Here is a 25,069-nt window from a genome sequence, read left to right as displayed (position 1 = left end):
TCATCCGGTCATCCTATGATTCCTCGGTGACTGCCACCCTCCCGGAAACCGCGGCTGCCCAGGAATCCGTCCTGGTCGAGCGCCGTCGACGTGCGCTGACCGAGGGCAGCCTGCTGGTTCTCACCGCCATCGTGATGTCGGCGCTCACCCTGCGGGTCGCGGTCACCGCGTTCAGCCCCCTGGCCGAGCGGATCGGCGCCGAAATCGGTTACGGCGCTGCCGTCGTGGGTGTCTTCGGGATGATCCCCACCGCCATGTTCGCGCTGTCGGGGCTGCTCACGCCGGTTCTGGCGGCGCGGCTCGGGCTGGAGCGCACCGCGCTGACCGCCATGCTGATGGCGGGCAGCGGCATGCTCCTCCGGGTGCTGATGTCGGGCACCGCCGAACTGCTGGTCTTCTCCGCGCTCGCGCTCGCGGGCATGGGTATCGGCAACGTGGTGATTCCGCCGCTGGTGAAGCGCTACTTCCCGGATCGCCTCGCCGTGATCAGCTCGCTGTACATCGTGATGGTGCAACTGGGCACCGTCGTGCCCGCCTTCGCCGCGGTCCCGGTGGCGGAGGCGTACGGCTGGCGCGTGTCGCTCGGCGTTTGGGGCCTGCTGGGCTTCGCCGCGGCGGTGCCCTGGCTGGCGGTGCTGCGCGGCCGGCGCGGAAATGACGGCGCGGACCGGACGGCGGTGCCGGAGCGGCCGGATACCGGGCGCGTGTGGCGCTCGCCGATCGCGTGGGGCATGGCGGGCATGTTCGGCATGACCTCGCTCACCACCTACGCGATGTTCACCTGGTTGCCGAAGATCTTCGCCGAGGCGGGCGCCGGCGCCGCGTTCGGCGGAGCGATGGTCGGGCTGTTCGCCGTGGTCGGCCTGGTCGCCGCGCTCACCGCGCCGACCGTGGTCGCCCGGTTCCGCAACCCCTTCCCGGTCGTGGTGGCCTGCGCGGTGCTGTTCTTCACAGCGTTCGCGGGTCTGCTCGTCGCGCCGATGGCCGCGCCGATCCTGTGGGTCGTCGTGCTCGGTCTCGGCCCGAGCACCTTCCCGATGGCGCTGACGCTGATCAACTTGCGCACGCGCACGCCCGCCGGGTCGGCCGCGCTGTCCGGATTCACCCAGGGCGTCGGCTACGCGGTGGCGTGTGTGGGCCCGCTGCTGTTCGGTGTGCTGCACACGGCGACGGATGGCTGGCTCGTTCCGTTCGCGATGCTCGGGGTGGCGGTGCTGGTGCTGCTGGCCGGCGCCTGGCAGGCGTGCAAGCCGCGCGTGCTCGAAGACACCTGGAACTGAGCCGCGCCCGGCTGGAATCTCACAGTTCCGGTTGCGCGGCTGTGCGAACCGAGTCAGGATGTGCGCATCCGATTCGAGAAAACGTAGCGCGCATCACATCTCACCGGCCGTCGATTTCCGGATCGGCCTTTTCGTGACGCGCGGAAACGCTTGTGTCACACGCCTGAAACATTCACGCGGAACTCACCCCGATACACCGGTAATCGTGAGCAACCGTTGATTTGACGGTCATTTCGCGCAGCATTTCGGCAATACCCATTTCCTACCGTGGGGCCAACCGACTTTGGGAGGCCCCGTTGAGCACGCTGACGCGTAACCGTTTGGGAGCGCTGGGACAGACGAAGATCCGCAGGCCGCACATCGAGCACTGGGATGCGGAGGATGTCGCCGCTTGGGAAGCGGGCGGCAAGGACATCGCCCGCCGCAACCTGATCTGGTCGGTCTTCGCCGAGCACGTCGGCTTCTCCGTCTGGTCGATCTGGTCGGTGATGGTGCTGTTCATGCCGACCGACAAGTTCGGCATCGACCCGGCGGGCAAGTTCTTCCTGGTCGCCATGCCGACCCTGATCGGCGCGTTCCTGCGCATCCCGTACACCGTCGCAACCGCGCGGTTCGGCGGGCGCAACTGGACGGTGTTCAGCGCGGTGATGCTGCTGATCCCGACGCTGCTCACGCTGTACTTCATCAACCAGCCCGGCACCTCGTACACCACGTTCCTGGTGGTCGCGGCGTTCGCCGGATTCGGCGGCGGCAATTTCGCCTCCTCGATGACCAACATCAACGCGTTCTACCCGCAGCGGCTCAAGGGCTGGGCGCTGGGCCTGAACGCGGGCGGCGGCAACATCGGCGTTCCGGTGATCCAGCTGCTGGGCCTGCTGGTCATCGCGACCCTCGGCAACGGGTACGCCTCGCTGATCTGCGCGGTCTACCTGGTGCTGATCGCGGTCGCCGGCGTGGGCGCCGCGCTGTACATGGACAACCTGCCCGGTCAGAAGGCCGATCTGGCCTACATGATCACGGCGCTGAAGGTGCCGCAGTCCTGGGCGATCGCGTTCCTCTACATCGGCACGTTCGGCTCGTTCATCGGCTACAGCTTCGCGTTCGGCCAGATCCTGCAGATCAGCTTCCGGGCCGGCGGCGACAGCGTCGCGCAGGCCGCGCTGCACGCCGCGCAGATCGCGTTCATCGGCCCGCTGCTGGGCTCGCTGGCCCGCCCGTACGGCGGCAAGTGGGCCGACCGCATCGGCGGCAGCCGGGTCACCCTCTACGTCTTCGGCGCGATGATGGCGGCGGCCGTGCTGGTCACCGTGGCCAGCACGATCGCCGACCGTAACAACGGCGTGGCCGGCGGTGCGGTGATGACCGCCCTCGTCGTCGGCTTCATCGCCTTGTTCGTGCTCTCCGGCATCGGCAACGGTTCGGTCACCAAGATCATCCCGTCGGTGTTCGAGGCCAAGTCCAGGAGCATGGACGCGACCCCGGCGCAGCGGTCGGCGTGGTCGCAGAACACCTCCGGCGCGCTGATCGGTTTCGTCGGCGCCATCGGCGCGCTCGGCGGCGTGGGCATCAACCTGGTGCTGCGCTCCTCCTACGCCTCGACCAACTCGGCGACCACGGCGTTCTGGGTGTTCATGGGCTTCTACGTGCTCTGCGCCCTGGTGGTCTGGGCGGTCTTCCTGCGCCGTCCCAGCGCGCGGGTCGTCGCCGATTCCGATGTCGTGACCGAAGCCGAGACGTTCGTGCTCGAAGCCGAAGCAGGCCGCTCCCCGGACGGGAGCGCTTCGTCCCAGTCCGCCGGCTCCTCGGCCCGCGCCTGAATCCCGATCCAGTCCAGGAGGACCAACAGATGAACCCCACAGTCGCTCGCAAGACCGCGGTGGTCGTCGGCCATGGCATGGTCGGGCACCGGTTCGTCGAGGCGCTGCGCTCGCGCGACACCGAAGGCCGCTGGCAGGTCATCGTGCTCAGCGAGGAGCAGCTGCCCGCCTACGACCGCGTCGGCCTCTCGGCCTACGTCGGCAGCTGGGATGCGAGCGCGCTCGCGCTGCCCGGCAACGAGTACGCCGGTGACGAGCTGGTCGAGCTGCGGCTGGGTCAGCGCGCCGAATCGATCGACAAGGCCGCGCGCAAGGTGACGACCTCGGCGGGCGACATCCTCGCCTACGACGCGCTCGTGCTGGCCACCGGTTCCTACCCGTTCGTGCCTCCGGTGCCCGGCCACGATCACCCCGAGTGCTTCGTCTACCGCACCCTCGACGACCTCGACGGTATCCGCGCGGCCGCCGAAGCCGCCGGTCCCGGCGCGGCGGGCGTGGTGGTCGGCGGCGGCCTGCTCGGCTTGGAGGCCGCCAACGCGCTGCGTCTGCTCGGGCTCACCCCGCACGTGGTCGAGTACAACACCCGGCTGATGCCCGCCCAGGTCGACGAGGGCGGCGGCGCCATCCTGGAGCGGCTGGTCACCGACCTCGGCCTGCAGGTGCACACCGGGGTGGGCACCTCCGCGATCGAGCAGATCGGCACGGGGCTGAAGGTCACGCTGTCCGACGAGACGGTGATCGAAGCCGGGCTCGTGGTGTTCTCCGCCGGTGTGCGCCCCCGCGACCAGATCGCCCGCGACGCCGGACTGGAGGTCGGCCCGCGCGGCGGCATCATCACCGACCTCGGCTTGCAGACCTCCGACCCGAACATCTGGGCCATCGGCGAGTGCGCCGCCGTCGAGGGCGTGTGCTACGGCTTGGTCGCGCCGGGCTACAGCACCGCCGAGATCGTCGCGGACCGCCTCCTGGGCGGCGCGGGCGAGTTCCCGGGCGCGGACATGTCGACCAAACTCAAGCTGCTGGGTGTCGACGTGGCCAGCTTCGGCGACGCGCACGGCGTCACCGAGGGCGCGCTGTCGGTCGTGCTGCACGACGCGGCCAAGGGCACCTACGCCAAGCTCGTCGTCTCCGACGACGCCAAGATCCTGCTCGGCGGCATCCTGGTCGGCGACGCCACCGCCTACTCGGCGCTGCGTCCGCTGGTCGGCCGTCCGCTGCCCGCCGAACCGGCCGCGCTGATCTCGCCCGCGGGCGCCGAGCTGGGCGCCGACTCGCTGCCCGACGACGCGCAGATCTGCTCGTGCAACAACGTGTCCAAGGGCGCGATCTGCGGGGCGATCGCCGAGGGCGCCTGCGACGTCCCGGCCATCAAGAGCTGCACCAGCGCCGGAACCTCCTGCGGCGGTTGCGTTCCCATGCTGAAGAAGCTGCTCGAGCAGTCCGGCGTGGAGATGTCCAAGGCGCTGTGCGAGCACTTCGAGCAGTCGCGCGCCGAGCTGTTCCAGATCGTGCAGGTCACCGGCATCCGCACCTTCTCCGGCCTGATCGCCAAGTACGGCAAGGGCGCTGGTTGCGACATCTGCAAGCCGACGGTGGCGTCCATCCTGGCCTCCACCTCCAGCGATCACATCCTCGACGGCGAACAGGCCGCGCTGCAGGACACCAACGACCACTTCCTGGCCAACCTGCAGAAGAACGGCACCTACTCGGTGGTGCCGCGGATGCCAGGCGGCGAGGTCACCGCCGAGCAGTTGATCACCATCGGTGAGGTGGCCAAGGAATTCGGCCTGTACGTGAAGGTCACCGGCGGCCAGCGCATCGACCTGTTCGGCGCGCGCGTGGAGCAGTTGCCGCTGATCTGGAAGCGGCTGGTCGACGCGGGCATGGAATCCGGCCACGCCTACGGCAAGTCGCTGCGCACCGTGAAGAGCTGCGTCGGATCGACGTGGTGCCGCTACGGTCAGCAGGACTCGGTCGGCATGGCGGTGCTGCTGGAGAAGCGCTACCGCGGCCTGCGCTCGCCGCACAAGCTGAAGCTGGCGGTCTCCGGCTGCGCCCGCGAATGCGCCGAGGCGCGCGGTAAGGACGTCGGCGTGATCGCCACCGAGAACGGCTGGAACCTCTACGTCGGCGGCAACGGCGGCCTCACCCCGAAGCACGCGGTGCTGCTGGCCGGCGAACTCGACGACGAGACGCTGATCAAGTACATCGACCGGTACCTGATGTTCTACATCCGCACCGCTGACCGTTTGCAGCGCACCGCCCCGTGGCAGGAGGCGCTGGAAGGCGGCATGGACTATCTCAAGCAGGTGATCTGCGAGGACAGCCTCGGCATCGCCGATGATCTGGAAGCGGCGATGGCTCAGCATGTCGCCGGTTACCGCGACGAGTGGGCCGCGGTGCTGGATGACGAAGAGAAACTGTCTCGCTTCGTGTCGTTCGTCAACGCCCCGGAGGAAGCCGATCCGACGATTTCCTTCGACGATTCCGGGGAGCGGAAGGTTCCCGTACTGCTGGGACTGCCGGAAGTTCCGGTCGCCACGCAGGGGAAATGACCGCTTAACCGCTAGGAAACAGAACGTCGGTACCAATGAGTAAGGCGTTTGGAGGATGACACCGATGACCGTGATCGATACCCCCGGCATTGCCACAGCTACCACCACCGGGTGGACGCAGGCATGCCGTCTCGACTACCTGATTCCCGGCCGCGGCGTTGCGGTGTTGCTGAAAGGTGGCCGACAGGCCGCCCTGTTCCTGCTCGACGGCGGCATGCTGTATGCCGTAGGCAATATCGATCCGTTCGGCCGGGCAGCGGTCATGTCGCGCGGGATCGTCGGCGATCGCGGTGGGGTGCCCGTCGTGGCCTCGCCGCTGCTGAAGCAGGCGTTCTCTCTGGTCGACGGGCGTTGCCTGGACGACGAATCGGCGATGCTGCCGGTGTACGCGGTGCGCGTGGACGACGGCATCGTTTCGATTTCCAACGAGCCGGTCGCCACCGGGCTCGCGTCCTCGGATGGATGAACGCCAATGACAACTGTTGACGCGGGCGAAAGCCTGGCCGGATTCACGGTGGGCATCACGGCGGCCCGGCGGGCGGTGGAGTTCGCCACTCTGCTGGAACGACGGGGCGCGACCATCGTCTCGGCGCCGGCGATCCGGATCATTCCACTGGCCGACGACAACGAGCTCGAGCGCGTGACCCGGCAGCTGGTCGCCGATCCGCCGCAGATCACCGTGGCCACCACGGGAATCGGCTTCCGCGGATGGATGGAAGCGGCCGAGGGCTGGGGCCTCGCCGAGGACCTGCGCGAGACTTTGGGCACCACCCGGATGCTCGCGCGCGGCCCGAAGGCCAAGGGCGCCATCCGCGCGGCGGAATTGCGCGAGGAATGGTCGCCCGCCTCCGAGTCGTCCGCCGAAGTGCTCGATCACCTGCTCGCCGAGGGCGTGGAGGGCGTGCGGATCGCCGTGCAGTTGCACGGGGCCACCACGGAGTGGGAGCCGGTGCCCGACTTCTGCGAGGTGCTGCGCTGCGCGGGCGCGGACGTCGTGCCGGTGCCGGTGTACCGCTGGGTGCCGCCGGACGACCAGGGGCCGATGGATCACCTCATCGAGGCGATCGTCACCTCCGGCATGGATTGCGTGACGTTCACCAGCGCTCCCGCCGTGGCGTCGATGTTGATGCGCGCCAAGGAAACCGGGCTGCTGGAAGGACTGCTGTACGCGCTGCGCGGCCGGGTGCTGCCCGCCTGCGTCGGTCCGATCACGGCGGCGCCGCTGGAGGAACTCGGGGTGCCCACCTCGATGCCGGGCCGGGCCAGGCTCGGCGCGCTGGCCCGCCACGTCGCCGAGGAACTGCCGCGGCGTGCCAACCGGATCCACGCCGCCGGGCACATCATCAGCGTGCGCGGCGCGTGCGTGGTGGTCGACGGTCAGGTGCGTCAGCTGGCGCCCGCGCCGATGGCGCTGATGCGCTCGCTGGCCCGCCAGCCCGGCCGGGTCGTCTCCCGCGAGGACCTGCTGGCCGCCCTGCCCGGCGGCGGGGAGGACACGCACGCGGTGGAAACCGCCATCGCCCGGCTGCGCGCCGGGCTCGGCACGCCGAAGGCGATCCAGACCGTGGTCAAACGCGGGTACCGGCTCGCGCTGGACCCGGCGGAATGTACCGACAACAACCCACGGCCCACCGCGACAGGAGGCCCCCAGGTGCCCGGCGTCGGAATTCCGACCCGGGCACCTCGGCACATCCAGACTGCGGGGAGCTGGTGACCGCCCCGGCCTTGGTGCTGGTGGCCCACGGCACCCGCAGTACCAAGGGCGTGCAGATGATCGCCGCGCTCGCCGAGGCCGTGACGAAGGAACTCGGCGCCGGGATCTCGGGGCACGGCACCGGGGAAACTCCCTGGGTGCGGACCGCTTTCGTCGACGTGCTCGGCCCTTCGCCCTCCGAGGTGCTGCGCGGTCTGGTGACGCCGACCGGCGAATCCGTTCCCGCCGTGCTGGTCCCGGCCTTCCTGGCCTCGGGGTATCACGTCTATCAGGACGTGCCGCGGGAGGTGGCCGAGAGCGCCCATCCGGCCGTGGCGGTCACTTCGGCCATGGGTCCTGATCCGGCGCTGGCGCGCATCATGGCGATGCGTCTGCGCGCGGCGGGCTGGACTCCGGGTGACGCGGTGGTCTTCGCCGCCGCGGGTTCCTCCGACGCCCGTGCCCGGCAAGATGTCCGGCGCGCGGCCGCGCTGCTGGCCGAACGCCTCGGTGCGCCGGTCCGCATCGGATATGTCGCGACCGGTGCGCCGCGCGTGCCGGACGTGGTCGCCGAACTGCGCGAGGCGGGCGCGGGTCGCGTTTTCGTCGCGTCGTATCTCCTGGCGCACGGTCTGTTCCAGCAGCGACTGCACGAGGCGGGCGCCGACGGCGTCGCCGAGCCCATCGGCGTGCACCCTGCGGTGGTCCGGTTGATCGCCCAGCGTTACCGCGTCGCCGCGGGCGAGATGGTGCGGGCGCGGGCTCGCTGAACCTCGGGTGGTTCCCGCCCGGTGCCTCGGAGCTGTGCCTCACGCCGAGCGGTACATGTCCCGCTGTCCCCTGGCTGCGGTGGTGTAGGGGCACCTACAGCCGGGGGGATCGAGCGGGACCCACCCGGTGCCGCTCCTCGTCATCGTCGTCGTGTGATAGGTACCGCCACCGGCGTCGCCGATCGGTCCACTGCGCCCGTGCTCAGAGAGGCGGAGCCGAGGATCATCATGGTCGACTCCGGGACGCCGCTGTTCCTTCCCGCTGCGGCCGTTCCGGCGCGCGGGTGAACGACGCGCGGTAACTGCTCGGTGGCACCCCGACATGCCGGACCATGTGCTGGCGCAAAGACTCCGCGGAGCCGATGCCGCTGTGCCTGGCCACCTGGTCCATCGGCAGTGTGGTGGACTCCAGCAGCTCCCGCGCGCGTTGCAGGCGCTGGTGCAGCAGCCATTTCCGCGGGCTGAGACCGGTTTCCTCGTGGAAGCGGCGGGTCAGCGTGCGGACGCTGGTGCGCGCGTGGGCGGCCAGGTCGTCCAGCGACAGCGGTAGGTCCAGTCGGCGCAGTGCCCAGGCGCGGGTATCGGCGAGCGTCACGCCGTTCTCGGCGGGCAGGGGCGCGTCCACGAACTGGGCCTGCCCGCCGGGCCGTACCGGGGTGACCACGGCGGTGCGCGCGGCGGCGTTCGCCACCGTGGCGCCGTAGTCGGCGCGGATCAGGTGCAGGCACAGGTCGATTCCGGCCGCCGCGCCCGCGGCGGTGGTGAGCGGGCCGTCTTCGATGAACAGCGCGTCGCTGCGGACCGTCACGTCGGGGTGGTTCGCCGCCAGTTCGTCGGCCAGAGCCCAGTGTGTGGTGGCGGTGCGGCCGGACAGCAGGCCCGCCTGCGCCAGGACGAACGCGCCGCTACAGATCGAGGTGACGCGCTTGCCCGCGGCCACCGCGCGACGCAGGGCGCTCAGCGTGGCGGTGTCGGCGTCGGCGCGGCTGCCGGTGCTCGGCACGATCACGATGTCCGCTTCCTCGATCGTCTCCAGCCCCCGGGAGACCACCACGTCGAACCCGCCCAGACCGGCGGGCAGCACACCGGGCGCGGCGGTGCACACCAGGACGCGGTAGCCGGGTTCGCCGTCCACGACCGCAGCGCCGAGCACTGTTTCCGGCATGGACAGGTCGAAAGCCTTCACCGGGGGGACCGCGACGACGGCGACAGTCAGCATGGCTCGATCCTTGGGATAGTTGGCAATCCGGCCAGTAGCCTACTCGCTTTCCCGACGGCAGGCTGATCAGCACGCGACGGCGAACGGCACTCGAGGCGAATGCCGATCGCGCGAACAAGACTGTCCCAGAGAGGAATTCACATGCCTTCGCATGTCATCGTCGGCCGGGGCGCCACCGCTTCGGCCACCGCGGCGCTACTGGCCGAGTCCGGCGACCGGGTGCGCGTGGTCAGCCGAAGCGGCGCGGGTCCCGAGCACCCGAACATCGAGCGCGTCGCGCTGGACGCGGTCGACGCCGCCGCGCTGGCCGTGCTCGCCGAAGGCGCCGACACCGTGTTCAACATGGCCATGCCCGCGTATCACACCTGGCCGCAGACCATTCCGCCGCTGTTCGGCTCCATCCGGGCCGCCGCGGAACAGGCGGGCGCGACCTATGTGATGCTGGGCAACCTGTACGGCTACGGCCCCGCCGACGGGCCGCTCACCGAGCAGTCGCCACTGGCGGCCACGGGACCGAAAGGACGCGTACGCGCCCGGATGTGGCAGGAGGCCGAACAGGCCCACCGAGCGGGCCGGGTGCGTGCCGTCGAGGTGCGGGCGGGGCAATTCATCGGCCCCGGCGCGATCTCGCTGTTCTCGCTGATCGTCCAGCCCGCTGTCCGCGACGGACGGTTGGCGCTGCTGCCGCAGGCGCTCGACCTGCCGCACGCCTACACCGCGGTCGGTGACGCCGCCGCGGCGGCGGTCGCGGTCGCGCGTGACGAACGCGCTTGGGGCCGGGCCTGGCATGCGCCCACCATCACCGCGACCGTGCGCGAGCTGGCCGGACGGTTCGCCGCGGCGGCCGGGGCGCCCGAGCCGCGACTGGCGGTGATGAGTGATCGGGAGCTGGCGCTGCTGGCGATCACCGATCCGTTCTGGCCGGAATTGTTCGAGACCTACCACATGTCGCACGCGCCCTTCACGGTCGACGACTCGGCCGTTCGCGACATGTTCGGCCTGACGGCGTCCGATCCGGACGAAGTGTTCGCGGAACCGGTGCGCGCTGCCTGAGCACCGGCCCGCTACGGGTTCCAGGGGTCGAGTCCGCCATCAGGGTCCAGGTGATCGAGGTTGGCTACTCGCCTGGCCGATCGCATCAGGGCTTCGCGGTTGATATCGGTCGGGTTCTCGTAGTACGTCCGGGCCGCGTCCTGGTGCATGGTCGCCACCCGGTGGCCGATCGCCCAGCGGGTGTCGCGGCCCGCGTTGTCCCACTCGTCCGGTGCGATCGCCGCGCGCAGCGCGCGGTCGGAATGCCAATTCTGCTCGACCCGCCGCACGAACGCCTGGTCGATGGTGGCGCCGGGGGCGGGCGCGTTGCTGTGCCGGACGAAGCTGTCGGCCGAAATGACGGCTTGAGCGGCGAAGGCTTCGTGCGCTTCGTGGCCGACATGGTTGTCGACCGCCCACGCCGCCGCGATCGCCTTCTGCAACGGCGCGAAGCTGTAGGGATTCTGCGACGCCGTCGATTCTTGGACGGAGTACGCCGTCAGCGCGTTGGTGACCATCTCGTGGGACGCGCCGGAGGAGAGCAGGACGGCATGGATGCGCGAATCGGGAACCTTGTTGTCGCGCAGCACTTTGAAGGCACGCGAGACGCCGAGCTGCGTGTTGATGCCGCCCACTGCCGTCGCCGCGTTGACCGCGACACCCCGCCAGTTCGTGCGGGCCAGCTGATGCTCGATGTATCCCTCTTCGCGGCTGGTCAGGATTCTGTTGGTGGAGCGCTCGATCCTGCGTCGCGTGCTGGCCAGCGGGTTCAACGGATTGACCCGTCCGCCGGCCAGCCATGCCGTCACCGGCGACGCGTTGATGGCGTTGAGCGTGGTGAGCGTGCTCACCAACCCCATCCCGGGTGCGCTCTTGGCGCTGCCGCCGACGCCGCCCATGCCGAGGGCGGTGCCGCTGCCGTCGGCCGACTTGCTGGAACTGCCCTGGATCGCGAGACCGAATCGGTTGGCGATCCAGTCGTTGCCTCGGCTCAGGCCGCTGCTGAGGCGTTTGAGCTGGAATACGGCGACGATCTCGACGGTGCCCGCGATGATGATCACCGCCATCACCTGGCCGCGAGCCTGCGCGAACAGGTTGCCCATGAACAGTATGTAGACCCCGAGGAATATGGTGTACGCCGTCATACGCGCCGCCGCGACGAAGCCGTCCACCACATTGCGAACCAGGAACGTCTGCGTGGGGCCGTACACGAATCCGCCCGCGGCGAAGCCGAAGATCGACATGAAGCCGTGATAGATCGTGTCCAGTGCCGCCTTGATGACCTTGAGTCCGAGATACATCGCGAAGATCAACAGGATGCCGCCGCAGGTCAGCAGCATGAGCCCGGTGGCGACCTGCCCCATGGACGGATTCTCGGCCTTCGCGTGCGCCGCGCTGTCGCCACAGGCCTTCAAGCCGCTGATCACCCGGGCGTCGTCACCGGCCGCCACCCCGGCCGACCACGCCGATCGGCAGGACGGCCGCTGGTCGACGGTATGCCCGAAGTTCCAGACCTGGAGCGGCTGCCGGGCGAAATTGTCGGCCAGGTCGCTCTGCATGGTCACCACCAATTGGGTCGGATTCGGATCCGAGTTCCCGTTCAAGCCGGCGGCCACCGAGATGCCGAGATTGCGACCCTGAGCCAGCAGCCCGTGCGAGGACAGCACTTCCGCCAAGGGCTCGGCCAGGAATATCGGCCCCAGCAGCGCCACCCCCACCATCGTCACCACCTGCATGGTGGCCTTGGCGTGGTAGCCGCGAGCGATGAAGTACGCGACGAAGAACGCGCCGATGGTCGCCGCGGTGAGCAGCATGATCGGGGTCGCGATCTGGGCGGTCAGAGCGTCGGCCACGCCGTGCAGCGCCGCGCTGAACATGTCCAGCCACCGGAAGCTCAACGCGTAGCCGATCAACCAGATCGCCGTGGTCACAATGGCGATGTAGCCGATGAATTCCAAGCCCAGCACCGCCCACAGGATGGTGGCGCGCGGCTTGAACAGGCTCTCGTCGCCGGTCGTGAAGCGATAGTCCGACAGCGGGATGCCGGAGGAATCGCGGATGTTCATCCAGCTGAGTCCGTCGATCTGGGAAGTCCCCGGTGTGGCTCCCGCCGCGTCCTGGGCGACGGCCAGCGCACCGACGAAGCCGGGAAAGACGACGAGGGCGAAGAGGGTCAGCGCGATCCAGGCCACCCGCCTGCGCCAAGCGCTCGCTCCGAAGCGCGACCACCAGTGCGACAGGCCGCCGGGAAGGAGGAATCCGGGGACTCGAATCGGATGCCGCCTGGGCGAACGATGGCGGACGGTGCGTGATCGCACCGCTGGGGGGCAGATGTGCACGGAAGAGTCCTCAGTCCCGTCTCGGGGGCGCAGCCGGCTGCGACCTCTGAAACTGGTTGCGCGCGAGAGGCATCGGCGATGCGTACCCCCGTCTCATGCCTCGTATTACAGACAGGCACGGAAACATCCGCTTGAACGTCCAATGACATCCAGGCGGCTCGAGAGTGTACGTACGTAGCTTCTGCGTAACATTCGTAGGATGTCAATCCTGCTGTGGTGCAGTATTTTTCAGTAAGGTGCGGTCACTCGATCAGTGGCCGCCGACGCCCCGGAACTGCGCAGATATCGGCCACCTCGCGCGCGGGGAGGACACGGGGCCGGTCGGGTAGCGGAAACGCGAATCCGTCGTACCCCAGGTGGAGAATGCCGCTATGGCATACGACGAGGAGTTGGCCGAGCGGATCCGCGAACTGATCCCGCCCGGCCCCGAGCTCACCGAGCAGAAGATGTTCGGCGGCCTGGCCTTCCTGATCGGCGGCAATATGGCAGTCGCCGCGAGCGGGCAGGGCGGCCTGCTGGTGCGGGTCGACCGCGACGAGAGCGAACGGCTGCTCGGTGACACGGCGCAGCCCATGGTCATGGGCGGGCGCGAGATGGTCGGCTGGCTGCGGGTCACCGGCGTCGACGACGACGAAGCGCTGCGGGAATGGGTCGAGCGCGGCGTCGCCTACGCCCGGACCCTCCCGCCCAAGAAGAAGAAGTAGCCCGGCTCAGGGCCGGACTTGCCGCCGGAACAGCAGGCGGTCGAATTCGCGGCCGTACTCGTCGACCGCGACCACGTCCATCTCGCTGGCGAAGACGCCCGGCCGGACGTCGACGCGCAGGAACGAGTAGTTCCGGAAGCGAACCCGTGACCATGGCGCGGCTTCGTCCTGCTTCCCGCCGTCCGGCGTCCAGACGTAGCTGTTCGGCACCGTGGCGTCGGGTAGCTCGTTGCCTCGGAAAGTCTCGCGCGATCCGGGCTGGAAATCGTAGCGCGGGCGTCCGCCACCGCCCACGGTGTAGTAGACGGTCCCGTCGGTCTCCGGGTAGACGATCGAGTTGTCGCCGGCGACCTTGGTCGCCTGTCCGCCGCGGATCGGGTCGGTGCGCTCGTAGACGTGGTTGTGGCCTTGCAGCACCAGATCCACCTGGTAGCGGTCGAACAGCCCCACCCATGCGTCCCGCACGCCGCCGTCGCTGGCGTGCGCTTCGGTGGTCGAGTACGCGCAGTGATGGAAGAAGCAGACGATGAAGTCGATGTCGGGGTCGGCGCGGTAGGCGGCCAAGGTGCGCTCCACCCACGTGGTCTGCGCCCCACTGGAATAGCCCGTGTTCGCGCGGATCTCGTAGGAGACGTCGTTGGCGTCCAGGGAGAGCACCGCGAGGTTGCCGTAGGTGAACGAGTACGCCGCCGGGCAGCCTGCCGGGCCGTTGCCGGGCAAGTCCAGCCGCGCCAGATGTCCGCCGTAGCCGTGGTCGCCGTAGGTCGCCTCCATATCGTGGTTGCCGGTGGCGAACATCCACGGCGTCTGCGCGGCGCTCGGCTCGATGGCGTTGAAGTAGACGTCCCAGACGTAGGGGTTGTACTTGTCGAACCCGCTCGCGAGCCGCGCTCCGTGCGCGACGAACTGGCCCGGCTTCCCCGCGCCGGACGGGTCGGCATAGGCGATGTCACCGGCGAGGATGTGGAAATCGGGACGGGCCGCGGCGATCTGGCGCAGCACGTTGCTCGCGTGCGGCGCGGCCGGATCGTTGTCGGCCTTGTAGTACTTGTCGTCGTAGTCGCCGGGAGCCACGCCGTCCGGCAGCGCCGGGGTCTCGTCGGTGCCCTGGTCGCCCATCATGGTGAAGCGGAAAGGAAGGACCGCGGGTCGAGCGGAGGACATCGCGGGCGCGGCGGCGCGGATGTCGCCGGCGAATCCGTCGGAGGTGCGCCAGCGGTAGAAGTGCGGCACCCGGCCGGGCAGGCCGTCCACCGGGGCGTGCACGTAATACTGCTCCGCCGCGAGCACGCCGCCGTCGGCCGTGGGCACTTGGGTGAGCAGGTTGCGCACTTCGGCTTCGACCGTGGCGCCCAGCGCGGGCGTCGGTCCGTGGTCGAGGTACACCGTGGCGCCCGCCGGGCGCCGGGACAGTTGCGCCGCGAAACGCAGCTGGCCTGCCGCGTCCGGACCGAAGGCGACGCGCCGTCCACCCACCGCCAGCTGCGCCTCTTCGGCATAGGCGCGCCTGCCGAACGGCGATGTGCCGATCGCCGCCACGGCCGCGGCCGCCGCCGCGCCCCGCAGGACGTTGCGCCGCGACACCGGATGCCGGCGCAGGTAGGCGCGATGCCATTCGTGCTGCTCGGCAACGGTCATGTGGGCAGCGAGACGGCCGGGTATTCCGGTGTCGGGAACGTCGCCTGCTGGATTCAGCGGTGTGGACGGCATACCGCCGATGCTGTACCGGTCTGGTGCGCCGGAGCAACTCGATGCCGCACCGCGGGCGGGAATACCCGGTGCACAGCCGGACTCGTCATCGCGCGCCACTCGGCGGTATGGGCGGTTTGTCCGAAATAGGTTTGTTCTGGGCATGTTTCGCGTGCGCGTGCGTCGGATCCGGCGTTCGCACTGAGGTTCTCGGATCTTTTTATCTCTGCGGCGGCTGACTCGTGGCGCTCGACGGGGGCGGCTGTTCGGGGTCCGTAGGTGGGCCGGGGGAGAACGGCGAGACCAGCGAAGCGCTCCACGGAAAGCTCGTCACGCCCGGCCGCGCTCGCCCTGCGACAGCTGCCAGCGGTTCGTTGTTCCCGGTCAACCTGTGCACGGTTCGCTCCATGGCGGGCAGGATCTCGGCGATGTCGAGATCGTCGTTCACAAAGCGGCCGATCAGCGCGTAGATCATGTTGGTCAGCACGAGCGCCAGGTCCGCGGCGTAATCGGGATCGATGTCGGTGAACAAGGCTCCGGCGGCGGGCAGCACGGCATCGAAGCCTTGGGCGTCGAGTCGCCGGCCCCCAGGGGTGGATCGCGCGCGAAAGTAGGCGTCGAGCATGCGAGGATTTCGTTCCCACGGCTCGAATACATAGCGCAGCAATCGGATCAGGCCATGGGCCAGCGACTCGCCTTCCACCGACGGGGCGGCGGTGGCATAGGTGTTCGTCGCCATCCAGCGCTCGACCGCAGCGAGCATCAGCTCGTCGCGGGTGGGGTACCGCTTGTAGACCGTCGCCAGGGAGACATGCGCCTTCCGGGCCACCGCTCGCAGTTGGACCGCGTCGTAGCCGTCCGACTCGAGCATCGACACCACGGCATCGATGATCTTCGCCGCCGAATCCTCTTCGTCTGTCCGGACCACCTACGTACGGTATCCCCTGCGCTGATCGTGGATACTCACCATGACGGGAGCGTTGCCGGGCGGCATGTCGCTCCAGCGAGGCGGCCGCGGTCGCCGAACGCGGAGATCGCCCTGGCGGCGAAGATCCGTTCCGGTGCGCCACCGCCGTGGCTAGGCTGCGGGGATGACGCTCTTTCTCCGCGTCGCCGCGGTGCCGGTCGTCCTGGCCGGCGCGCTGGTGAGTGCGGCGCACGCCGACGCGACGCCCGGTAGCGACATCACCGCCGTCACCCTCGGTCAGGCCCGGATTCCCGCCGGACTGCTTCCGTTCGTGGCGGGCACCGATCTGGTCGTGCGCGAGATCACGATCGGCCCCGGCGGCTCCACCGGCTGGCATTACCACCTCGGCCCGGTCTTCGGTTTCGTCCGCTCGGGCACGCTCACCCATCCCGGCCCCGACTGCGACGCTCCGGTCTATCGCACCGGCGAGTTCATCTACGAGCCCGCGGGCGAATGGAACGTCCACGTCGGTCTGAACCTCGGCGCCGAACCGCTCGTGCTCGATGTCGTCTACGCCCCACCCGCCGGTCAGCCATTGTTCGTCGACGCACCCGCCCCGCCTTGCGCGTAGGACGGGCTCCTCGCCAGCGCCGGTCCGGTCGGATTCTTCGCCTGCACGCCGACCTGACCGCCGCCGCCGTCTGCTCGAGGGTCTCGTACTCGCCGTGTCGCCGGGGCAGACGAGCGACCGGGCACCCCACGGTCCGCTCGGCTTCGCCGCTGGCAGCCGGTGCCCGCCCCCCACCTGCGGCGTAGCACCGACTCAGCGTCCGGCTTCGGAGCGCGATCTCAGCTGTCCGGCTCCAGAGCGCGATCCGGCACTGCCGCGCGCTCGCGACGTGCGCCGCGCCAGCTCCGATATCCGCGGTGTGCCGCCAAGGCTCCGATGACGGCGGTGGCGCACCACACCGCGATCGCGGTGTAGGCCAGCGGGCCGGACAGGTCGCCGATCGAGGCGCCCAGCGCGGTGTAGACGAACGCGCGCGGCGCCGAGCCGATGAACGCGCCGACGGCCATCTGCCACAGCGGAACCCCGAATGCCCCGAACACGTAGGAAGCGAGCGCATCCGAGATGCCCGGGACGAAGCGCTGCCCGACCACAGCCCACAAGCCGCGCCGCTGGAGCTGCGCGTCGATACGCTCGGCGCGTCGTGCGCCGAGCAGCCCGCGCGCGCTCTCGCGGCCCGCCCGCCGCCCGAGGGAGCTGGTGATGATCGCCGTGCCCACCGCCGAGCCCAGCGTCACGAACGTCCCCACCAGCGGCCCGAACAGCAGACCGCTCCCAGCGGCCAGCAGCGGGCCCGGGACGAAAACGGCCCCGAGCGCAGCCGACGCCACCACATACACCAACGGCGCCACCGGCCCCGTCGCCGCGACCACGCCGCGCACACCCTCGACGTCGATCACCCGTGCGACGGCGACGAGATAGAACATCCCGGCCAGGAACGCCGCGAACAGCACGAGCCGTGCGATGTGCAGCCGTCTGGTACCCGGTGATAGATCGTCGTTGCCGGTCATGATGACCCCAATCCTGCCGCATCTGGACCATGCCTCGGGATTCGACTCGGATCCACGCGATCGGCCGACAGACGCTCGGCATCTAATCCGGGGGACCAAGAACTCGAGCCCTCGTCGACCCCGATATCAACGGCACTTCTCGGAGGGCCTTCGGCCCGGTAGTTCGTCGGTGATCAGCGCGTTCGCGGTCGGCTCGTTGCGGACAACTGCGCTGAAGTCCGGCAGAATACCCGGCGGGCTGCGGGGAGTCTGCCTTCGGCCGTGGGCGCAGAGCCCCGAATGAGTCGCAGCAAGAGGGGGATCAGTGAGCAGAGGTGGCCCGGCGCGGGGCGTGATGGTTCGATTTCGAGCCTTTCGCGAGTACGAGGAGCGCAAGGCCGAGGCCAACAACGCGATGATGGCGCTACTCGCGGGCGCTCAGTTGTCAGCTCATCTGCTGCGGCTGACCGAGGGGTCGGATCGGCTACTCCCCGAGGTGTTTCCCGCGGTCGATCACATTCAGCGGTTCAACCTGAAGTCCGATGACGCCCGCCTGATCCTTCTCGGCGCGGATGCGCATCTGGGCAAGATGGCCGTCCCATATGTTCTGTCGCTGCATGAGGACTACATGCGGACATGCATCGAGATGCTGGCGCAGAACAATCTGTGCTCGAAGGTGCTCGCGAAGGGCAATCTGGTCAGCCTACATCCGGATTTCGAGCGCACGACCGGACATACGTTCGACACCGACATGATGTCGTACATGACGGTGCTGCGGTTGATGCGCAACGCCGTGATTCACAACGGCAGCACAGTGACGCAAGTTCTGCACGATGAGCTCGCCAAGTGGACGGCTTCGCAGGAGCAGGGCTGGTTCGACCTCGCCAAACGCAATCCGCGAGCGCTCCGGATCGGTGACCGGATCGATTTCGGGCACGGCGAGATGATCGCCGCTCTGGCGATCACCAAGCGTCTCGACAGAGAGGCCAATCTCGGTTTGCGAGCGGCCCTTCCCAGAACATGCTGGGCTGCGCTGGTGGTCGATGAGATCGTTGCCGACCAGCCCAAAGTGCTGCATGACATCAAGGTCGCACTGCGAAAAGCGCGGGGAGTGGCGCGGCATCATTACGGTGTCATCGGACTGACGGATGCAGAGTTGAGTTCCGAAATAGCGATGAGATAGCGAGATGGGCAGCCGCACAGGCTGCCCAGCAAGATTACAAAGCGGGGCTCTACTGTTTGAGCTATCGGCTACAGCCGACCGGGGCGTGAATCCCGAATCTCCTCGCTTCTGCGGAAACCCCGGTTGCGAACCGGCAGGGCCTGAACCCAGCTTCCTACGCCTCTTCAGCGCGCCTCCAACTGTACCAGACCAGCTGATTCCGAGATCAGCGGAACACGGTGGAGAGTCTTCGGGCGGATTCAGGCGGCGGATGCCGCAGCGAGGGTGCCGTTGATCGCGACGATCATTCGGAGGGCGGGTCGCGGGGGAGGAGGGTGCCGAGGGGGCCGAGGTCGATGTTGAGGTCTTCGGGGGTGAGGCCGAAGTGGTCGCGTAGTTCTTCCATGCGTTGTTCGAGGAGCATCAGGGTGGTGCCGATGCGTTCGATCTGGGTGTCGGTGAGGTCGCCCGCTTCGACTCGGCGGAGCGCTTGACGCTCCATGAGTTGCCGCAGGAGTTCCACCAGGGTGAGGACGAGGCTGACCAAGCCGCGCTCGACGGATTCGGGTTCGGTGTCGATACGCGGCGGGATGCCGCCGAATTCAGTCATCGCCGGGCGCTTCCGGCGCGCGGAGTGGCCCGGACAGCGTGCTGATGGAGGAGATGAGCGCCCGCAACGAGATCTGCACCAGGTCGACGTCCGCGATGGCGAGTTTGATGTCCCCGGAGATGATCACACCGCCGGCGAGCACCCGGTCCAGCAGGTCGACCAGCGCGACGCGGCGCTCGCCGTCGACGTTCTGGGTGACCCGGCTCATGCCGGTTCTCGTTCCACGCCCGCGAACGAATACGGCGGCCAGGGGCCGGTGAGTTCGAGCCGGATGCCGGGAAATTCGGCGCCGAGCGCGGTGACGGTCGCGGCGAAGTCGTCGGCGCGATCGTCGTCCACGAGATAGGTCCCGTTGAGCACCAACCAGTCCCGGCGGCCACTCAGTGCCGGATCGGTCAGCGCCTGACGTCGTCCCGCCGCGGCGTGGTGCACCAGGCGAGTGTGGATCGCCTCGGCGCGCTCCGCCGCGTCGCGTTCCACGGTCTCCTGCGCGGACAATTGCGCGCGCCTTCTGGCCAGGTACGCCGCGCCCGTGCCTTTCGCGCTGCCTTCCGCGGCGCGGGCCTCGGCCACGGCTGCGGTGAGTGCGGCGCGATCGCCGTACGCTTTCACCCCCCACTCGGTGCGGCCGCTCACCAGCGCCAGCGCCTCGGCGAAGTCCGCCCGTCGCTGCTCGAGCAGGTCGCGCACCCGGTCGTCGCCGAGGAAGACGGTGGCCAGCCGGAGCGGGACGGTCGGACCGTGGCGCACCAGGGCCGACACGACGGCGTCGTGCGCGCGGGCCGTGCCCTCCAGCCAGTCGAGATCCTCCAGATGCCGCCGCAGCGGCTGTTCCCCGAACACTTCCAGCGGCACCGAGCCGACGACCGCGGTCAGATCGTCCGAGACCACCGAGCGCACCGGCTCGCCGGCCACTCCGGTCAGCTCGCCCAGTTCCGCCGACCCGCCTCGACCGGACGTCACCGCGTACAGCCAGACCCCGAGCCCATCGGTCACCGTCGATCTTCCCTCGGCTCGCGGCGGCGTTCGATGGGTTCGCGGCGTTCGCCGCCTGCCTCCAGTTCGGCGATCCGGTCGCGCAGTTGCCGATTCTCGAGTTCGAGATCGCGGTCCTGCCGCTCCAGCGTGTGGGCCTTGCTGTTGAGCCAGGGGTCGGTCTCCCACCAGTCGATCCCCACCGCTTTGGCCGTCTCCAACGACGCGATCACCAACCGCAGCTTGATCGTGAGCAGTTCGATGTCGAGCAGGTTCACCTGGATGTCGCCCGCGATCACCAAGCCCTTGTCGAGGACCCGCTCGAGGATGTCGGCGAGGTTCGTCGAATGATGCTCGCCGCCGAACGGCTGCGGTGCGGACGATCCGCCGCCGACCACCGTCATCGCTGCGCCCTTCCGAGGTCGGTGCTGCCGCGGGCATAGCGTCTGGTCCGGCGGTAGGCCAGCAGATCACCGTCCACATCGATCTCGACCTCGTAGAGCGCGAGGATGTCCGCCGACGACGGGATCCTGCGATCCTCGAGCACCTCGATCTCCACCAGCCAGCCGTCCTCCGTCGGTTCCATCGACGTCACGCCCTCGACCTGCTTGGACGTCAACTCCACCAGGTGGGCGACCGCTGTCGCGGCGGCCCGGGTCGGTGTGCTGGAAGACGATTCGCCCGATGCCGACCGCACATCCTCCGAGTCGTCGGAAGTGGTCTTGCGTGCCACCGCGCGTCACTCCTTCCGGTCGATCGCGCTCATGTCCGCGGGCCGGTCATTCGATCCAGGACCGCCTGCTGGGCTTGTTTGCGCTCCTCTTCCGACAGCTGACCCGCTGCCGCGGCCGCATCGATCTCTTCGAGTTCCCGCCGCATGTTGGCGGGATCGTGCATTTGCTGCTCCACCTGGTCCTGGATCACCTCGCCCAGCCAGATGACGCCGCGAACCGGCGCGATGGGCAACGTCAAGATCGTCGAGAGCAAGCCCATGCCCTACTCCTCGGGTGTGCGTTTGGTGACGAAGTCGTAGGCGGCCATGGGGCCGAGCAGGTTCAGCTCCACGCGCCCGTCCCACTCCTCGCCGAGCCGACGCAGCGCTTCCTCCAACTCTTCTTGCCGGGCCAGCTCCACCAGCACGGCGACGTGGACCGCTTCCTCCTCGTGCGTGGGTTCGCGCTGGTTGATCAGTGGCTCGAACTGCTCGATCTCGGCGACCACCCGGCGGGTGTCCTCGGCTCGCTTGGCCTCGATCGCCTGATTGATCAGCTCGCCGAGCGCGATCCTGGCATTGCGAGTGGCGTCCTCGGGTTTATCGCGGATCTCGTCGCGCAGCTGGGCGGCCTGGGCGTTCTCATCGAGCAGTTCCCGCAGGATGGTGTCCTCGACGTAGCGCCCTCTGATCACGAACTGCGCACGGCCTTCGAGCTGCTCCAGCGCGGAGCGGAACTCGTCCTCGTTCGCGCCGAGCAGTTCGTTCTCCACCGCCTCCGCGTCGGTCATGACCGCGCCGAACCGCAGAGGCAGCACCGGAGCGACGGCGGCCGAGCCGTCCAGCAGCTCGGCGTGCGCGGTGAGGTCGTCGGGCGTGCCCAGCGGCCGATCCGATTCGAGCGTGCTGATCAGCGCGGCGATCTCGCCGTGCCGCACCACCCCGACCTCGCCCGGCGGGTCGCCGACACCCGTGGCGTGCGGCTCGGGCTCCACGTCGGCGGGCACGATGCCGTAGACGTACACGGCGGCTTGATCGGTAGTCATCAACCCTCCCTGCGTTTCGGACGATTCGCGGTCTGGCGCTTGTCCTGCACGTCACCGAGGAAGTCCATGACCTTCTCGCCCGCGGCCTCGAGCGCGCCCTGCGTCTTGTGCTTGGCCGCGCCTTGGGTGACGTCGCCGACGATGTCGGTCAGCCCCTTCGGCTCGCTGGTGGAGATCTCCAGCCGGTTGACGGCCTCGGCGAAACGCAGATAGGTGTCGACGCTGGCCACCACGACGCGGGCGTCGATGGTCACCAGTTCGATGCCGACCAGCGACACGCGGGCGAACGCGTCGATGACCAGGCCTTTGTCGAGAATCGTGTCGATCACGTCGGCCAGGCTGGAGGAATTCGGGCGGGCCATCGTGCCTGCTCCGCCACCGCCTGCGCCTCCTGCGGGTTCGATGGTCATGCGTTTGCTCCTCGCTTTTCGCGCGACCGGCGGGTCACCGTGGTGCGGCGGCGAGCGGCCGGTCGACGGCGCGGCCGCTGATCTTCCTCCGGCTCGTCCTCGTCTCGCTCGTCCGCGTCCTGCTCGTCGGTCTCGTCTTCTTCTTCCTCGTCCGGCTCCTCTTCGTCCGGCTCGCGGTCGGCTTCCTCGTTCTCGTCGGTCTCCTCTTCCTCGCGTCGTGCGGTCTCGTCGTCCTTCACGACTTCGCTGTCGCGGATCTCGCCGTGCCAGCCCACCACGTCGTCCGGGTGCAGCACGGCCTCGGTCATCACGTGCCGCTGGAAGTGCTTGAGTTCCAGACGGCATCGGCGGCCCGCCGCGCGCCACATGTTGGCGGTCTTCTCGAAGAAGCCCTTGGGGTGGTACTCCAGCACCACGAGGATGCGGGTGAGACCCGGCGCGATCTCGTGGAAGCTGACCGCGCCGTCGATGTAGCCCTTGTGGCCCTTGGAACGCCAGACGATCCGCTCGAACGGCACCTGCTCGAGAATGGTCGATTCCCAGGTGCGCCTGGACCAGAACACTTTGCCGGTCCAGCTGAGCTTCTCGTCGGACACCTGCTCCACCTGCTCGAGCTTCTTGGTGAACTTCGGGAAGTCCGCGAACTGGGTCCACTGGTCGTAGGCCAGGTCGACCGGAACGCCCACGTCGATGTGCTCGACGATATTGGTCAGCTTGATCTTCTTGCCGCCGCCCTTGCCCTTGCCGCCGGTCAGCGACTCCTTCACATTCTCGAACTGCTCGCGCAGCGAGTGGCCCAGCTTGCTCTTGCCCGCGCTCATGGCCGCCTGGAGCGGCGAGGCGCCGCCGGCGAGCTTCTCCACCCCCGTCACCGCCGCCAGCAGATTCCCCCCGCCGCCTTCGGCGTAGTCGGTCAACCGTCCCGCGGTCTTCGACACCTGATTCGTCAGTCCCGCGACCGCGCGTTCGGTCAAAGTTCCGGCGAGGTTCTGCATCGACTGTTGCAGCAGCCCGGTGGGTGTGGGCGGCGGGGCCTTCTTCTTGGCGGCCGATCCGGCCCCGGTCGCGGCTTTGGTGGCCCGGCTCGCCGTGTCGGTGGCGATCTTGCCGACTCCGGCTGTCGCATCGCGCAATGTCTTGGCCATGGGGCTCAACTCCTCGTTCGGCGCACAGGCGCTTCGTCGGCACCGGCGCGGCTGCGGCGAGTACGGGAGCCGGACGGCTTGCGGTCCGCGGAGCCGGACGAACGGTCCGCGCTCCGGGAACTCGCCGTACGCCGAGTGGCGGTATCCGGCCGGCGCGGGCGCCGACGCGCGGCGGGCCGCTCGTCCTCGTCCTCGTCCTGGTCGGACCGGTCCTCCTCGTCCTCGTCCTCGAGTTCGTCGTCTTCGGCGGCCTGCTCGTCGTCTTCGGACGCTTGCTCGTCGTGCTCGGGAGCTTCGTCCTCGGGAGCTTCGTCCTCGTACTCGTCCTCGTCGGAATCCGTCTCCGCCGAACCGCGCCGATCCTTGTCCGCCAGCAGCGTCGAACCCTGCTGCAATCGGTCGTTCAGCGCGTCGAGGCGGTTGCTGGCCGCGGTCACCGCGGCGGACCGCGCCGCCGTGAACAACTCGTCGCGCACGGTGTCGGTGATCCGAGACAACTCCGGCGACTGTTTGAGCAGCGACGTTCCGCGCTCGAGCAGATCCCCCGGCGTTCCCGCGGACCGCCGGGCCATCGCGGCGCCCGCCAGCGACAACGCGAAGCGCATCTTGCGCGTGCGGCCCAGCAGGTACCCGATACCCACCCCTAATGCAATTCTTCCTCCACCCTTCATCGCTCACTCCTTGCTCGCCTCGACTGCCACCGCACCGGCGAAGCCGGGCGCCGAGACTTGACGTCCCCAGAAGCGGGGTAGACCACATTGCGGCGGCCAAACCTCAGCGTATGCCTGGTTACCTCAAGCGTCGATGGGTTCTGCCTGCGAAAAGCTCGGAGTATCCGCACGTCGAGACGCTTTCAGCGACCATCTAGCCGGGGGCGGGGGACGCTGCCGGGAAAATCTTCCGGAAAATTTCGCGAAGTATGTCGAAGACGAACCGGCGGTTCCGACCGGTAGGTGACAGCAGGACACCACACACATAGGAGCGCCACATGTCCGTCAACACGTTCTTCTGGTTCGACAATGCCGCCGAGCAAGCCGCCGCCTTCTACGCCTCGGCGATCCCGAACTCGCGGGTGGTCGACATCTCCCGCAACTCCGATGGTTCGGCGTTCGTCGTCTCGCTGGAACTCGACGGCCACGCGGTCACGCTGATGAACGGCGGACCGGACCACCCGCTCACCGACGCCGCGTCGCTGCAGGTGGTCGTGGACACCCAGGAGGAGGTCGACCGACTGTGGGACGTGCTCACCGCGGACGGCGGCGAGCCGGGGCCGTGCGGCTGGCTGAAAGACCGCTTCGGCCTGTCCTGGCAGGTGGTGCCCGCCGCGCTGCCGAAACTGATGGGCGGCGACGATCCCGCCAAGACCATCGCCGTCGGCACCGCCCTGCGATCGATGTCCAAACTCGACGTGCGCGTTCTGCAGGACGCCTACGACAACGCCTGACCC

26 protein-coding genes are annotated in these 25,069 nt (G+C 68.8%); 11 read left to right on the top strand and 15 right to left on the bottom strand.

All coding sequences use genetic code 11. The features are described from left to right. Positions 1 to 26 precede the first annotated feature (26 nt). The 6 genes from ON27_RS21440 to ON27_RS21415 all read left to right on the top strand — a co-directional run bounded on the left by ON27_RS21440 (position 27) and on the right by ON27_RS21415 (position 8,115). Positions 27 to 1,280 carry an MFS transporter gene (locus tag ON27_RS21440; RefSeq protein ID WP_169334524.1) on the top strand — a complete coding sequence of 418 codons (1,254 nt, stop codon included), beginning with the start codon at positions 27 to 29 and terminating at the stop codon, positions 1,278 to 1,280. A 296-nt stretch (positions 1,281 to 1,576) separates the two neighbouring features. Beyond that, positions 1,577 to 3,097, top strand: a complete 1,521-nt coding sequence (locus ON27_RS21435) for a nitrate/nitrite transporter (protein ID WP_051046852.1) — start codon at positions 1,577 to 1,579, stop codon at positions 3,095 to 3,097. A 29-nt stretch (positions 3,098 to 3,126) separates the two neighbouring features. Further along, entirely contained in the window at positions 3,127 to 5,652 is a 2,526-nt protein-coding gene (nirB, locus tag ON27_RS21430) for a nitrite reductase large subunit NirB (protein WP_043730607.1), read from the top strand. Positions 5,653 to 5,716: 64 nt separating this feature from the next. Continuing rightward, complete coding sequence (nirD, locus tag ON27_RS21425; RefSeq protein ID WP_043730658.1) at positions 5,717 to 6,118, top strand: nitrite reductase small subunit NirD; 402 nt, start codon at positions 5,717 to 5,719, stop codon at positions 6,116 to 6,118. A gap of 6 nt (positions 6,119 to 6,124) precedes the next feature. Then, positions 6,125 to 7,366 carry a uroporphyrinogen-III synthase gene (locus tag ON27_RS21420; RefSeq protein WP_043730604.1) on the top strand — a complete coding sequence of 414 codons (1,242 nt, stop codon included), beginning with the start codon at positions 6,125 to 6,127 and terminating at the stop codon, positions 7,364 to 7,366. Then, the gene (locus ON27_RS21415) at positions 7,363 to 8,115 is read left to right on the top strand and encodes a sirohydrochlorin chelatase (protein WP_043730601.1); all 753 of its coding nucleotides are present in this window, start codon (positions 7,363 to 7,365) and stop codon (positions 8,113 to 8,115) included. Before ON27_RS21420 ends, ON27_RS21415 begins: the two co-directional genes overlap by 4 nt. A gap of 226 nt (positions 8,116 to 8,341) precedes the next feature. Here the strand turns inward: ON27_RS21415 and ON27_RS21410 are convergent, their stop codons facing one another. Continuing rightward, positions 8,342 to 9,334 (bottom strand): GlxA family transcriptional regulator, encoded by a 993-nt coding sequence (locus tag ON27_RS21410; RefSeq protein WP_051046851.1) that lies wholly within the window; start codon positions 9,332 to 9,334, stop codon positions 8,342 to 8,344. Between the two features lie 141 nt (positions 9,335 to 9,475). Here ON27_RS21410 and ON27_RS21405 point away from each other — a divergent pair, with 141 nt between their 5' ends. Further along, positions 9,476 to 10,387, top strand: a complete 912-nt coding sequence (locus ON27_RS21405) for an NAD-dependent epimerase/dehydratase family protein (protein WP_043730599.1) — start codon at positions 9,476 to 9,478, stop codon at positions 10,385 to 10,387. 11 nt (positions 10,388 to 10,398) lie between these two features. Here the strand turns inward: ON27_RS21405 and ON27_RS21400 are convergent, their stop codons facing one another. After that, positions 10,399 to 12,558: a hypothetical protein gene (locus ON27_RS21400; protein ID WP_043730596.1), complete on the bottom strand. Its 2,160-nt coding sequence runs from the start codon at positions 12,556 to 12,558 to the stop codon at positions 10,399 to 10,401. Between the two features lie 518 nt (positions 12,559 to 13,076). Here ON27_RS21400 and ON27_RS21395 point away from each other — a divergent pair. Next, positions 13,077 to 13,409, top strand: coding sequence for a TfoX/Sxy family protein (locus ON27_RS21395; protein ID WP_043730593.1), 333 nt, complete (start codon positions 13,077 to 13,079; stop codon positions 13,407 to 13,409). A gap of 6 nt (positions 13,410 to 13,415) precedes the next feature. On the opposite strand, the gene ON27_RS21390 is transcribed toward ON27_RS21395, so the two are convergent. Then, entirely contained in the window at positions 13,416 to 15,119 is a 1,704-nt protein-coding gene (locus ON27_RS21390; RefSeq protein WP_043730591.1) for a metallophosphoesterase, read from the bottom strand. A gap of 199 nt (positions 15,120 to 15,318) precedes the next feature. Further along, the gene (locus ON27_RS21385) at positions 15,319 to 16,026 is read right to left on the bottom strand and encodes a TetR/AcrR family transcriptional regulator (RefSeq protein ID WP_063711357.1); all 708 of its coding nucleotides are present in this window, start codon (positions 16,024 to 16,026) and stop codon (positions 15,319 to 15,321) included. Positions 16,027 to 16,189: 163 nt separating this feature from the next. Here ON27_RS21385 and ON27_RS21380 point away from each other — a divergent pair, with 163 nt between their 5' ends. Further along, entirely contained in the window at positions 16,190 to 16,636 is a 447-nt protein-coding gene (locus ON27_RS21380) for a cupin domain-containing protein (protein WP_043730587.1), read from the top strand. Between the two features lie 218 nt (positions 16,637 to 16,854). Here ON27_RS21380 and ON27_RS21375 read toward each other — a convergent pair whose 3' ends face one another. Continuing rightward, positions 16,855 to 17,583, bottom strand: a complete 729-nt coding sequence (locus tag ON27_RS21375) for a TVP38/TMEM64 family protein (RefSeq protein WP_043730584.1) — start codon at positions 17,581 to 17,583, stop codon at positions 16,855 to 16,857. 304 nt (positions 17,584 to 17,887) lie between these two features. Here ON27_RS21375 and ON27_RS21370 point away from each other — a divergent pair, with 304 nt between their 5' ends. Next, positions 17,888 to 18,745, top strand: coding sequence for a hypothetical protein (locus ON27_RS21370; protein WP_157227269.1), 858 nt, complete (start codon positions 17,888 to 17,890; stop codon positions 18,743 to 18,745). Positions 18,746 to 19,028: 283 nt separating this feature from the next. Here the strand turns inward: ON27_RS21370 and ON27_RS21365 are convergent, their stop codons facing one another. From ON27_RS21365 to ON27_RS21320, 10 genes are all read right to left on the bottom strand, one after another. After that, on the bottom strand, positions 19,029 to 19,334 hold the full coding sequence (locus tag ON27_RS21365) for a gas vesicle protein K (RefSeq protein WP_043730579.1): 306 nt from the start codon (positions 19,332 to 19,334) through the stop codon (positions 19,029 to 19,031). After that, positions 19,327 to 19,542 (bottom strand): gas vesicle protein, encoded by a 216-nt coding sequence (locus ON27_RS21360; protein ID WP_043730576.1) that lies wholly within the window; start codon positions 19,540 to 19,542, stop codon positions 19,327 to 19,329. Before ON27_RS21360 ends, ON27_RS21365 begins: the two co-directional genes overlap by 8 nt. Beyond that, entirely contained in the window at positions 19,539 to 20,330 is a 792-nt protein-coding gene (locus ON27_RS21355; RefSeq protein WP_043730573.1) for a GvpL/GvpF family gas vesicle protein, read from the bottom strand. Before ON27_RS21355 ends, ON27_RS21360 begins: the two co-directional genes overlap by 4 nt. Beyond that, complete coding sequence (gene gvpJ, locus ON27_RS21350) at positions 20,327 to 20,713, bottom strand: gas vesicle protein GvpJ (RefSeq protein WP_043730570.1); 387 nt, start codon at positions 20,711 to 20,713, stop codon at positions 20,327 to 20,329. The genes ON27_RS21355 and gvpJ (ON27_RS21350) overlap by 4 nt, the downstream gene beginning before the upstream one ends. Beyond that, a complete protein-coding gene (gene gvpO, locus ON27_RS21345; RefSeq protein WP_051046856.1) occupies positions 20,710 to 21,006 on the bottom strand; it encodes a gas vesicle protein GvpO in 297 nt (98 codons plus the stop codon). Before gvpO ends, gvpJ (ON27_RS21350) begins: the two co-directional genes overlap by 4 nt. A gap of 65 nt (positions 21,007 to 21,071) precedes the next feature. Then, positions 21,072 to 21,302 (bottom strand): gas vesicle protein GvpG, encoded by a 231-nt coding sequence (locus ON27_RS21340; RefSeq protein ID WP_043730564.1) that lies wholly within the window; start codon positions 21,300 to 21,302, stop codon positions 21,072 to 21,074. A gap of 3 nt (positions 21,303 to 21,305) precedes the next feature. Further along, positions 21,306 to 22,067 carry a GvpL/GvpF family gas vesicle protein gene (locus tag ON27_RS21335; protein ID WP_043730561.1) on the bottom strand — a complete coding sequence of 254 codons (762 nt, stop codon included), beginning with the start codon at positions 22,065 to 22,067 and terminating at the stop codon, positions 21,306 to 21,308. Next, the gene (gene gvpJ / locus ON27_RS21330) at positions 22,067 to 22,477 is read right to left on the bottom strand and encodes a gas vesicle protein GvpJ (RefSeq protein WP_174377863.1); all 411 of its coding nucleotides are present in this window, start codon (positions 22,475 to 22,477) and stop codon (positions 22,067 to 22,069) included. The genes ON27_RS21335 and gvpJ (ON27_RS21330) overlap by 1 nt, the downstream gene beginning before the upstream one ends. Then, on the bottom strand, positions 22,474 to 23,622 hold the full coding sequence (locus ON27_RS21325) for an SRPBCC family protein (protein ID WP_043730558.1): 1,149 nt from the start codon (positions 23,620 to 23,622) through the stop codon (positions 22,474 to 22,476). Before ON27_RS21325 ends, gvpJ (ON27_RS21330) begins: the two co-directional genes overlap by 4 nt. A 5-nt stretch (positions 23,623 to 23,627) precedes the next feature. Next, positions 23,628 to 24,293: a hypothetical protein gene (locus ON27_RS21320; protein WP_043730552.1), complete on the bottom strand. Its 666-nt coding sequence runs from the start codon at positions 24,291 to 24,293 to the stop codon at positions 23,628 to 23,630. A gap of 317 nt (positions 24,294 to 24,610) precedes the next feature. Between ON27_RS21320 and ON27_RS21315 the strand changes: the two genes are divergently transcribed. Beyond that, a complete protein-coding gene (locus ON27_RS21315) occupies positions 24,611 to 25,066 on the top strand; it encodes a VOC family protein (RefSeq protein ID WP_043730549.1) in 456 nt (151 codons plus the stop codon). Positions 25,067 to 25,069: the final 3 nt, after the last annotated feature.

The organism is Nocardia asiatica NBRC 100129, from assembly GCF_000308415.1.
GTDB classification, from domain to species: domain Bacteria; phylum Actinomycetota; class Actinomycetes; order Mycobacteriales; family Mycobacteriaceae; genus Nocardia; species Nocardia asiatica.
This window is presented reverse-complemented; position numbering and strand designations above follow the sequence as displayed.

Coding starts and splice junctions, on each gene's coding strand:
- nirB (WP_043730607.1), top strand. CDS start 3,127: ATGAACCCCACAGTCGCTCGCAAGACCGCGGTGGTCGTCGGCCATGGC.
- nirD (WP_043730658.1), top strand. CDS start 5,717: ATGACCGTGATCGATACCCCCGGCATTGCCACAGCTACCACCACCGGG.
- ON27_RS21420 (WP_043730604.1), top strand. CDS start 6,125: ATGACAACTGTTGACGCGGGCGAAAGCCTGGCCGGATTCACGGTGGGC.
- ON27_RS21410 (WP_051046851.1), bottom strand. CDS start 9,334: ATGCTGACTGTCGCCGTCGTCGCGGTCCCCCCGGTGAAGGCTTTCGAC.
- ON27_RS21405 (WP_043730599.1), top strand. CDS start 9,476: ATGCCTTCGCATGTCATCGTCGGCCGGGGCGCCACCGCTTCGGCCACC.
- ON27_RS21395 (WP_043730593.1), top strand. CDS start 13,077: ATGGCATACGACGAGGAGTTGGCCGAGCGGATCCGCGAACTGATCCCG.
- ON27_RS21390 (WP_043730591.1), bottom strand. CDS start 15,119: ATGCCGTCCACACCGCTGAATCCAGCAGGCGACGTTCCCGACACCGGA.
- ON27_RS21380 (WP_043730587.1), top strand. CDS start 16,190: ATGACGCTCTTTCTCCGCGTCGCCGCGGTGCCGGTCGTCCTGGCCGGC.
- ON27_RS21375 (WP_043730584.1), bottom strand. CDS start 17,583: ATGACCGGCAACGACGATCTATCACCGGGTACCAGACGGCTGCACATC.
- ON27_RS21365 (WP_043730579.1), bottom strand. CDS start 19,334: ATGACTGAATTCGGCGGCATCCCGCCGCGTATCGACACCGAACCCGAA.
- ON27_RS21360 (WP_043730576.1), bottom strand. CDS start 19,542: ATGAGCCGGGTCACCCAGAACGTCGACGGCGAGCGCCGCGTCGCGCTG.
- gvpJ (WP_043730570.1), bottom strand. CDS start 20,713: ATGACGGTGGTCGGCGGCGGATCGTCCGCACCGCAGCCGTTCGGCGGC.
- ON27_RS21340 (WP_043730564.1), bottom strand. CDS start 21,302: ATGGGCTTGCTCTCGACGATCTTGACGTTGCCCATCGCGCCGGTTCGC.
- ON27_RS21335 (WP_043730561.1), bottom strand. CDS start 22,067: ATGACTACCGATCAAGCCGCCGTGTACGTCTACGGCATCGTGCCCGCC.
- gvpJ (WP_174377863.1), bottom strand. CDS start 22,477: ATGACCATCGAACCCGCAGGAGGCGCAGGCGGTGGCGGAGCAGGCACG.
- ON27_RS21325 (WP_043730558.1), bottom strand. CDS start 23,622: ATGGCCAAGACATTGCGCGATGCGACAGCCGGAGTCGGCAAGATCGCC.
- ON27_RS21320 (WP_043730552.1), bottom strand. CDS start 24,293: ATGAAGGGTGGAGGAAGAATTGCATTAGGGGTGGGTATCGGGTACCTG.
- ON27_RS21315 (WP_043730549.1), top strand. CDS start 24,611: ATGTCCGTCAACACGTTCTTCTGGTTCGACAATGCCGCCGAGCAAGCC.